A 9,068-nucleotide genomic window follows, 5' to 3' on the forward strand; every position below is an offset into this window, starting at 1 on the left:
GGCTTGCTCGCGAATACGGGCTGGCATTCAAAATGGATGTCGGCTGATACACCGCTTTCGCGAGCAAGCCCGCTCCCACATTGTGTTGTGATCAGCCATAAAAAAACGCGGCGCCTGTGAGGGCGCCGCGTTTTTTATGCCAGCAGATCAGAAATCGAGACTGACCCCGACGTTCACCCCCTGCTGGGTAAAGTCATCATCCTTGCGCACGTTGTAGCTGGCGCGCAACGCCAAATCCTGCGTGAGCTTATGGCTCACGCCCAGGTTCAGGCGATTGAGGTTGGTCTGCGGCTCGTAGCCTTCGAGCGTGAAACGGTTGCCCGGCAGGCTGTTGAGGTTGATGGTCAGATCCTGGCGGTCGTCGTTGTACTCACGTTCGTGAGCGAACTCACCGAACACTTCAGTCTGCGCGGTGATCTGGTACTTGCCCTGGATACCCACGCCCAGACGCCGCGAGTTGCGCGACTGGTCATCGAAGGTCAGCGCTGTGGAATCCGCGCCTTTTTCCGAGTAGCCATCGACTTCGGTCTTGCCAAAGTCGGCGCTGACGAACGGCGACAGGTGCCACGGGCTGCTGGCCTGCTGCGCGATGTCGTAGCCGAGGCGGCCGCTGATCGCCAGCACGTAACCGTCGGTATCGCCTTTCTCTCCGCGCTCGTTGACCCCAAGCTGGAATTTACGCTTGAGGCTGTCGTAGTCGAGTTTGCCGGCGGTCATCGCCAGATCGCCCCACCAGCGGTTTTGCTGATACTGGGCGAACGCGGTGCCCATGTAGGAGTTGAGTTTGTATTCCGAGTCGGCGTCGCCGGCTTCGAGTTTCTGGTTATAGAAACCTGCGGCCAAACCGACGCGCCAGGCTTCGTTGACGCGATAGCTGCCGCCGATGTTCAGGTTGTAGCCGTTGCCGTCGGCACTGGCGGCGCTGTGTTGGCCGTCGAAGTCCTGATGTTGACCGCCGCCGGCAACGATGGCGCGCCATTGGCCCACGGCTTGCCAGTTTTCCCAATCGGCCAGCCATTGATTGCGCAGTTCATCCTGATGCGCGCGCAACGAACCCTGGGCCATTTCCGGCAGCAGGGTCAGCTCCCAAGGGGCGGCGAGCAGCGAGTAGGCGTAGTCGGCAATCAAGCGCTGGCCGGCTTCGGTCGGGTGCACTGCGTCGTTGTAGATCAGCTTGGTCGGATCCGGCGTAGCGCTGTTGATGCCGTATCGGGCGTTCTCGGTGCAACTGTTGCCGCTGAAGCAGGTGGCCGTCAGGTTCTGGTCGGTCGCGAGGCCGAACTGCGCCGGGTTGGCGAACGCTTCTTTGAGCAGCACCGGGATGTTCAGCGGGATGATTTCGGCGTTGATGCCCTGCAACTGCTTGACCAGCTCGGTGTTGAACTGGGCGCTGAGCTGCGAGGTGAAACCCTGCAGCGGCGAGCCGTTGATGGCCGGGGTCAGGCCGATGTCCGGCAGCAGCCAGACCATGATGTATTTGGCGCCGGCGCCTTGCAGCGTGCGGGCGCTGTCGGCCAGGCGATCGGCTGCGGCGCTGGCCTGATCGAGACTGAGTACGCGGCCTTGAAGGAAATCGTTGCCGCCCCCCGACAGGTAATACAGCGCGTTCGGGTCGGCACGGAAGCCGTTCGACGGCAGGTAACCGCTGCGGGTGCGTTCGCCGGTGGCGGACTGGGTGGTGATCGAGTCGAGGATCTGGTCGGTACGGTAACCGCCCACCGCCCAGTTGTTGCCATCGGCCAGACCTTCACCGGCGCGCACGGCCGAGGACGAGGAGGCGGTCTGGTCGGGGTTGAAACCCAGTTTGCCGCCGATGATCTGGGTGGCGTTGAGGTCACGGTTTTCTCCGGTGCCGTCCTTGTACAGCGGGCCGGTGCGGTTGGTGTAGCGTTGCGTGGCGCCGGCCGGGCCGCCGCTGTCCTTGAAGGTCCCGGCATCGTTCAGGCTGTCGCCGAAGACGATGAAGTTGGAGTAGGGCGCGGGTGCTGCGTACGCCTGGGCGCAAGCCATGGCGAGCAGGCAACCGGCGAGCGGTACAAACAACGTCTGTTTGATCATGAGCAAGTCCGTTTATTTATTGTTGTAGGTGAACGAAACGACAGTACCAAAAACTCCCGGCGTTTTGCCATCGGTCGCGAAGCCTCCCTTAGTTTTGTCCCCCGTCAGCCCCGCCATATTGCACGCTCCGTCCAGCTAAGTTACTGTGCCGGAACGTATGAACGAGACCTTCCCCGTGTTGATCGTCAGCAAACTTCTGGATCAAGTCATCAAGGCACACGCCCGTTGGCGTTGGCGCGCCTGAATCTTTTCTGCCGGCCCGGCCGGATCTGTATCGCTTTGCCTTCCTTACCCGTTTGAAATGCCGCTGTGCCGACGCCACCTGCGCGTCCGACATCGTGCAGCGCCCTGCGGGCAAGTCATTCGAAGGCTGTCTTCAAGTCAGAATTCAAGAGGTTCGAAACGCCATGTTGCTGATGATCGACAACTACGACTCCTTTACTTACAACGTTGTGCAGTACCTCGGCGAGCTGGGTGCCGAGGTCAAAGTCGTGCGCAACGACGAACTGACCGTCGCCGAAATCGAAGCGCTCAACCCCGAGCGCATCGTGGTCTCGCCAGGCCCGTGCACGCCGACCGAAGCCGGCATTTCCATCGAAGCCATCAAGCATTTCGCCGGCAAATTGCCGATCCTCGGCGTCTGCCTCGGCCATCAATCGGTTGGCCAAGCGTTCGGCGGCGATGTCGTGCGTGCCCGTCAGGTGATGCACGGTAAGACTAGTCCGGTATTCCACGAGGACAAGGGCGTTTTCGCCGGTCTGAATCATCCGCTGACGGTTACCCGCTACCACTCGCTGATCGTCAAGCACGATACTTTGCCCGAGTGCCTGGAGCTGACCGCGTGGACCCAGCACGACGACGGCTCGGTCGACGAAATCATGGGCCTGCGGCACAAGACCCTGAACATTGAGGGCGTGCAGTTCCACCCTGAGTCGATCCTGACCGAGCAGGGCCATGAACTGTTTGCCAACTTCCTCAAACAAACCGGCGGCACGCGCTAAGGACTTCCCATGAATATCAAGACAGCCCTGAGCCGTATCGTCGAACACCTCGACCTCAGCACCGAAGAAATGCGCGACGTGATGCGCGAAATCATGACCGGTCAATGCACCGAGGCGCAGATCGGCGCATTCATGATGGCCATGCGCATGAAGAGCGAGAGCATCGATGAAATCGTCGGCGCCGTTTCGGTGATGCGTGAGCTGGCCGATCAGGTCGAACTCAAGACCCTCGACGGCGTGGTCGATGTGGTCGGCACTGGCGGTGACGGTGCGAACATTTTCAACGTGTCGACGGCGTCCGCGTTTGTCGTCGCGGCAGCCGGTTGTACCGTGGCCAAGCACGGCAACCGCGCGGTATCGGGCAAGAGTGGCAGCGCCGACTTGCTCGAAGCAGCCGGCATCTACCTGAACCTGACGCCGGTACAGGTCGCCCGTTGCATCGACAACGTCGGCATCGGTTTCATGTTTGCCCAGACTCATCACAAAGCCATGAAGTACGCCGCTGGCCCGCGTCGCGATCTCGGCCTGCGTACGCTGTTCAACATGCTCGGCCCGCTTACGAATCCGGCCGGTGTCAAACATCAGGTGGTGGGCGTGTTTACGCCCGCGCTGTGCCGGCCATTGGCCGAAGTCTTGCAGCGCCTGGGCAGCAAGCACGTACTGGTGGTGCATTCGAAGGACGGTCTGGACGAGTTCAGTCTTGCCGCGCCTACCTTTGTCGCTGAACTGAAGAACAACGAGATCACTGAGTATTGGGTCGAGCCGGAAGATCTGGGCATGAAGAGCCAGAGCCTGCACGGTCTGTCGGTCGAAGGCCCGGAAGCGTCGTTGGCGCTGATTCGCGATGCGCTGGGCAAGCGCAAGACCGAGAACGGCCAGAAGGCTGCCGAAATGATTGTGCTCAATGCCGGTGCGGCGCTGTACGCGGCTGACCTGGCGACCAGTCTCAAAGAAGGCGTGGCGCTTGCGCACGACGCATTGCACACCGGTCTTGCTCGGGAAAAACTCGAGGAGTTGGGTGCCTTTACCGCGGTATTCAAAGTGGAGAATGAGGGATGAGTGTACCGACGGTTCTGGAAAACATTCTGGCGCGCAAAGTCCAGGAAGTCGCCGAGCGTAGCGCTCGCGTCAGCCTGAGCGAGCTGGAAAGTCTGGCCAAGGCGGCCGATGCACCCCGTGGTTTTTCCCAGGCATTGCTGGCGCAGGCCAAGAAGAAGCAGCCGGCGGTGATCGCCGAAATCAAAAAGGCTTCGCCGAGCAAAGGCGTGATCCGCGAGAACTTCGTGCCTGCCGACATTGCCAAGAGCTACGAGAAGGGCGGTGCGACCTGTCTGTCCGTACTGACCGATATCGACTACTTCCAGGGCGCTGATGTCTACCTGCAACAGGCCCGCGCCGCGTGCAAACTGCCTGTAATTCGCAAGGACTTCATGATCGATCCGTACCAGATCGTCGAAGCCCGCGCGCTGGGCGCCGACTGCGTGCTGTTGATCGTCTCCGCACTGGACGACGTGAAAATGGCCGAGCTGGCCTCGGTCGCCAAAGGCGTGGGTCTCGATGTGCTGGTGGAAGTGCACGATGGCGATGAGCTGGACCGCGCACTGAAAACCCTCGACACGCCGCTGGTCGGGGTCAACAACCGCAACCTGCACACCTTCGACGTCAGCCTGGAAACCACCCTCGACCTGCTGCCGCGCATCCCGCGCGACCGTATGGTGATTACCGAGAGCGGCATCCTCAACCGTGCCGATGTCGAGTTGATGGAAATCAGCGACGTTTATGCGTTCCTGGTGGGCGAAGCGTTCATGCGCGCGGAAAGCCCGGGCACCGAACTGCAGCGCCTGTTCTTCCCGGAGCGTGGCGTTCCGGTCAGTGGTTCGACTCTCGACTGATTGCCGTTAGACCGAGTCGACCCCTTCGCGAGCAAGCCCGCTCCCACATTTGGAATGCATTTCCCCCTGTGGGAGCGGGCTTGCTCGCGAAAGGGCCTTCAAATTTCCCGAAGATTTACGATCTGCCGGAGTTCTCCATGTCGCTGCCAACCCCCCTGACCATCGAAGCCGGCCTCAAGGCCGAGCAAGACCTGTTGGCCTCGATCTGCGCCGGCGACGCCGAATTCGGCCTGCTGTTCTGGCAACCGAGCGATTGCGCTCTGGTCATGCCGCGCCGGCTCAATCGTCTGCCCGGTTTTGACCACGCCTGTGAAGTCTCCGCTGCTGCCGGCTGGCCAGTCTTGCTGCGGGAAACCGGCGGTGAACCGGTCCCGCAATCCGCTTCAACCATCAACATCGCATTGGTTTACGCCCCGCCCCGCAGCGAGGGCGATCTGAACCGCATCGAAACCGGTTACCGGCGCCTGTGTGATCCGATCTGTGAATTGCTCGATGAGTTGGGTGGTGTGTCGTCGTTGGGCGAAATCGACGGCGCGTTCTGCGACGGTCGTTTCAACGTCAATCTCGACGGCCGCAAGATGGTCGGCACCGCTCAGCGCTGGCGCCAGAGTCAGGGCGGGCAGCGTCCGGTGGGGCTGGTGCACGGGGCGATGCTGATGGATAACGAGCGCGAGTCGATGGTTGCAGCGGTCAATCGCTTCAACGAGGCTTGCGGTCTGGAGCAGCGGGTGCGCGCCGAAAGCCACATCGCCCTGCATGAGAAGTTCGTCGCGCCAACGGCTTTGGCGCGTCTGGATGAGCTGTTTCGTCTGATGCTGGCGCAGGTCTACAGCGCCTGATTTTGTGCGCTTAGCGCGTGCCGAAGACCACCATGGTCTTGCCTTTCACATCGACCAGGTTGCGTTCTTCAAGATCCTTGAGCACGCGACCGACCATCTCCCGCGAACAACCGACAATCCGGCCGATTTCCTGACGGGTCACCTTGATCTGCATGCCGTCCGGGTGGGTCATCGCGTCGGGCTGCTTACACAGCTCCAGCAGGCAGCGGGCCACGCGACCGGTAACGTCGAAGAACGCCAGGTCGCCGACCTTGCGCGTGGTATTGCGCAGACGTTGGGCGATTTGTCCGCTGAGGACGTAAAGAATGTCTGGATCCTGCTGCGACAGTTCGCGGAACTTCACGTAGCTGATTTCGGCGATTTCGCATTCGACCTTGGCCCGCACCCATGCGCTGCGTTGCTGTTCCTGGCCTGCCTGTTCGAACAGACCCAGCTCGCCGAAGAAGTCCCCGGCGTTGAGGTAGGCGATGATCATTTCGCGGCCGTCGTCATCTTCGATCAAGATGGTGACCGAACCTTTGATGATGAAGTACAGCGTGTCCGAGCGATCGCCGGCGCAGATGATGTTGCTCTTGGCCGCATGGCGACGGCGCTGGCAATGCATCAACAGCTTGTCGAGGTTCTTGATTTTGGGTGTGGGGGTAATAGCAACCATGGTTGTATCCCGAAAAGACTGCACGGTGATGTTTGATTTTTTTATGAGGCGTTGAAGGCGGTCGCTACACAGGCTGACAATTGGCGCCAGCGAATTGGCGCCAGCTTACCAGACACTTCGTCGAAAATTCGAGAAATTACCTACGCAGCTGAGGCATCCGTCCTAGGAACGCCGGGCGCTGCCAGAGCAAAGGCCTGTGCTAAGCTGGCGACCCTTTTTTCTACAGTGGAGTCTTGGCGATGAAGGCACGCATCCAATGGGCTGGCGAAGCCATGTTCCTCGGCGAATCCGGTAGCGGACATGTTGTGGTCATGGACGGACCGCCGGACGCCGGTGGTCGTAATCTGGGTGTTCGCCCGATGGAAATGCTCCTGCTGGGCGTTGGCGGTTGCAGCAACTTCGACGTGGTCAGCATCCTGAAGAAGTCGCGTCAGGCGGTTGAAAGCTGCGAAGCGTTCCTCGAAGCCGAGCGCGCGACCGAAGATCCGAAGGTGTTCACCAAGATCCACATGCACTTCGTGGTCAAGGGCCGTGGCCTGAAAGAAGCCCAGGTCAAGCGCGCCATCGAACTGTCTGCCGAGAAGTATTGCTCGGCCTCGATCATGCTCGGCGCGGCCGGCGTGGCGATCACTCACGATTATGAAATCGTCGAGCTCGGTTGAATCGACATTCAACTATCATAAAAGCAGTGCAGACTCTGGCGATCCCTCGCTGACGTCTGCATAATGCGCCACTTTTTTCAGGGCAGTGATCGGTCAACCGACGGATCGTCCGCCTGAACAGATAACCAAAATCGCCATCGCGAAGAGGTGTTAACCGTCCTACGCAGGTGCGTTGTTCGCACTTGACGGGCATGCTTGATCACGCGGCTGCGCCGCATACATAGAGAGTTTTTAACGGTGAAAAGCAAACTCAAGCTCCACGGGTTCAATAACCTGACAAAGACCTTGAGCTTCAACATCTATGACATCTGCTACGCGGAAACCCCGCAAGACCAGCAGGCTTACGTCGAGTACATCAATCAAGAGTACAACGCCGAACGCCTGACGCAGATCCTCACGGAAGTTGTCGAAATCATTGGTGCCAACATTCTGAACATCGCGAGTCAGAACTATGAGCCTCAGGGTGCCAGCGTCACGATTCTGATCTCGGAAGAGCCGGTGACCCCGACTGACAGCCAGATCGAAGAGTCCCCGGGTCCATTGCCCGAAATCATCCTTGCCCACCTCGACAAGAGTCACATCACGGTGCATACCTATCCGGAAATCCATCCGGACGCCGGTATTGCGACGTTCCGTGTGGACATCGACGTGTCGACCTGTGGTGTCATTTCACCGCTTAAAGCGCTCAACTTCCTCATTCACCAGTTCGATTCGGACATCGTGACTGTGGATTACCGTGTGCGCGGCTTCACCCGTGACGTTGAAGGCAACAAGCACTTCATCGACCACGAGATCAACTCGATCCAGAACTACCTTTCCGAAGACACTCGCGACGCGTACCAGATGACCGACGTGAACGTGTACCAGGAAAACCTGTTCCACACCAAAATGCTGCTGAAGAACTTCGAACTGGATAACTACCTGTTCGGCGACGCCACCAGCAACCTGTCCTCCGAGCAGCGTGCTCAGGTGACCGAGCGTGTGAAACACGAAATGCTGGAAATCTTCTACGCGCGCAACATGCCGGCGTAAGATTCCCGGGCACAAAAAAGGCGACTACCGTGCGGTAGTCGCCTTTTTTATTACCGAAACAGAACCCTGTGGGAGCGAGCTTGCTCGCGAAGGGGCCCTGCCAGACAACACTGAAGTCAGATCCTGTAGGTACTCTTGGTCATCACCTTCGCCAACAGACTCATCCCGAACTTCACCGGCGCCGGAAAACGGAAACCACCCGCATCCAGTGCACTCTCCGCATGATGCTCTTCATCAATGCGCATCTGTTCCAGAATCGCCCGGGACTTTTCGTCCTCGGCCGGCAATTGTTCCAGGTGCTCGTTCAAGTGTTTGCACACCTGATGCTCGGTGGCCGCGACGAAGCCAAGGCTGACCTTGTCACTGATCAGACCAGCTACAGCGCCGATGCCGAACGACATTCCATAGAACAGCGGATTGAGCACGCTGGTATGGCTGCCCAGTTGATGGATGCGCTGTTCGCACCACACCAGGTGATCGATTTCTTCTTCGGCGGCGTGCTCCATGGCAGCACGCACCTGCGGCAACTTGGCGGTCAGCGCCTGCCCCTGATACAGCGCCTGGGCGCAGACTTCACCGGTGTGGTTGATGCGCATCAGGCCGGCGACGTGGCGGGTGTCTTCATCGCTCATCTGCACATCCGGCTGCACGATGGCAGGCGACGGACGGTACGGCTGGCCGCTGAAAGGCAGCAGGGTACGCATCGCGGCATCGGCTTGCAGCAGAAGACGGTCAATCGGCGAGTAGTGACGTTGGGTAGTCATGCTGACCTCCGGGAAAAATCTCGACCGCCAGTTTAACCGAATCGGCCGGGGAAGGTTTGCGCTGGGTCATTTGCCACGCGGTCATGCTTTTGGTGGGAGCGGGCTTGCTCGCGAAGGCGTCGGCACCTTCAGAATATCAATGTCAGACACTCCGCTTTCGCGAGC

General features: G+C 59.7%; 9 protein-coding genes. 6 read left to right on the top strand and 3 right to left on the bottom strand.

Annotated features, from left to right (window positions below; genetic code table 11):
- Nucleotides 1-147: 147 nt before the first annotated feature.
- Complete coding sequence (estP, locus tag QMX91_RS26160) at nucleotides 148-2,058, bottom strand: esterase EstP (RefSeq protein WP_134787463.1); 1,911 nt, start codon at nucleotides 2,056-2,058, stop codon at nucleotides 148-150.
- 407 nt (nucleotides 2,059-2,465) lie between these two features.
- Here estP and QMX91_RS26165 point away from each other — a divergent pair, with 407 nt between their 5' ends.
- The 4 genes from QMX91_RS26165 to QMX91_RS26180 all read left to right on the top strand — a co-directional run bounded on the left by QMX91_RS26165 (nucleotide 2,466) and on the right by QMX91_RS26180 (nucleotide 5,790).
- Nucleotides 2,466-3,059 (top strand): aminodeoxychorismate/anthranilate synthase component II, encoded by a 594-nt coding sequence (locus tag QMX91_RS26165; RefSeq protein WP_282413596.1) that lies wholly within the window; start codon nucleotides 2,466-2,468, stop codon nucleotides 3,057-3,059.
- Nucleotides 3,060-3,068: 9 nt separating this feature from the next.
- Entirely contained in the window at nucleotides 3,069-4,118 is a 1,050-nt protein-coding gene (gene trpD, locus QMX91_RS26170) for an anthranilate phosphoribosyltransferase (protein WP_003228800.1), read from the top strand.
- Nucleotides 4,115-4,951, top strand: a complete 837-nt coding sequence (gene trpC / locus QMX91_RS26175) for an indole-3-glycerol phosphate synthase TrpC (protein WP_282413597.1) — start codon at nucleotides 4,115-4,117, stop codon at nucleotides 4,949-4,951. Before trpD ends, trpC begins: the two co-directional genes overlap by 4 nt.
- 137 nt (nucleotides 4,952-5,088) lie before the next feature.
- Nucleotides 5,089-5,790, top strand: coding sequence for a lipoate--protein ligase family protein (locus tag QMX91_RS26180; protein WP_098965890.1), 702 nt, complete (start codon nucleotides 5,089-5,091; stop codon nucleotides 5,788-5,790).
- Between the two features lie 10 nt (nucleotides 5,791-5,800).
- Here the strand turns inward: QMX91_RS26180 and crp are convergent, their stop codons facing one another.
- Entirely contained in the window at nucleotides 5,801-6,445 is a 645-nt protein-coding gene (crp, locus tag QMX91_RS26185; RefSeq protein WP_007966430.1) for a cAMP-activated global transcriptional regulator CRP, read from the bottom strand.
- 239 nt (nucleotides 6,446-6,684) lie between these two features.
- Here crp and QMX91_RS26190 point away from each other — a divergent pair, with 239 nt between their 5' ends.
- Nucleotides 6,685-7,107, top strand: coding sequence for an OsmC family protein (locus QMX91_RS26190; protein ID WP_003228794.1), 423 nt, complete (start codon nucleotides 6,685-6,687; stop codon nucleotides 7,105-7,107).
- Between the two features lie 237 nt (nucleotides 7,108-7,344).
- On the top strand, nucleotides 7,345-8,139 hold the full coding sequence (speD, locus tag QMX91_RS26195; protein ID WP_027610737.1) for an adenosylmethionine decarboxylase: 795 nt from the start codon (nucleotides 7,345-7,347) through the stop codon (nucleotides 8,137-8,139).
- A gap of 116 nt (nucleotides 8,140-8,255) precedes the next feature.
- Here speD and coq7 read toward each other — a convergent pair whose 3' ends face one another.
- Nucleotides 8,256-8,903 (bottom strand): 2-polyprenyl-3-methyl-6-methoxy-1,4-benzoquinone monooxygenase, encoded by a 648-nt coding sequence (gene coq7 / locus QMX91_RS26200; protein WP_027610738.1) that lies wholly within the window; start codon nucleotides 8,901-8,903, stop codon nucleotides 8,256-8,258.
- Nucleotides 8,904-9,068: the final 165 nt, after the last annotated feature.

The organism is Pseudomonas sp. PS01299 (assembly GCF_029960145.1).
Taxonomy (GTDB): Bacteria; Pseudomonadota; Gammaproteobacteria; order Pseudomonadales; family Pseudomonadaceae; genus Aquipseudomonas; species Aquipseudomonas putida_A.

Excerpts from the sequence above, each read along its gene's own strand:
- QMX91_RS26165 (WP_282413596.1), top strand. The coding sequence starts at position 2,466 with ATGTTGCTGATGATCGACAACTACGACTCCTTTACTTACAACGTTGTG.
- QMX91_RS26180 (WP_098965890.1), top strand. The coding sequence starts at position 5,089 with ATGTCGCTGCCAACCCCCCTGACCATCGAAGCCGGCCTCAAGGCCGAG.
- crp (WP_007966430.1), bottom strand. The coding sequence starts at position 6,445 with ATGGTTGCTATTACCCCCACACCCAAAATCAAGAACCTCGACAAGCTG.
- QMX91_RS26190 (WP_003228794.1), top strand. The coding sequence starts at position 6,685 with ATGAAGGCACGCATCCAATGGGCTGGCGAAGCCATGTTCCTCGGCGAA.
- estP (WP_134787463.1), bottom strand. The coding sequence starts at position 2,058 with ATGATCAAACAGACGTTGTTTGTACCGCTCGCCGGTTGCCTGCTCGCC.
- trpD (WP_003228800.1), top strand. The coding sequence starts at position 3,069 with ATGAATATCAAGACAGCCCTGAGCCGTATCGTCGAACACCTCGACCTC.
- coq7 (WP_027610738.1), bottom strand. The coding sequence starts at position 8,903 with ATGACTACCCAACGTCACTACTCGCCGATTGACCGTCTTCTGCTGCAA.
- trpC (WP_282413597.1), top strand. The coding sequence starts at position 4,115 with ATGAGTGTACCGACGGTTCTGGAAAACATTCTGGCGCGCAAAGTCCAG.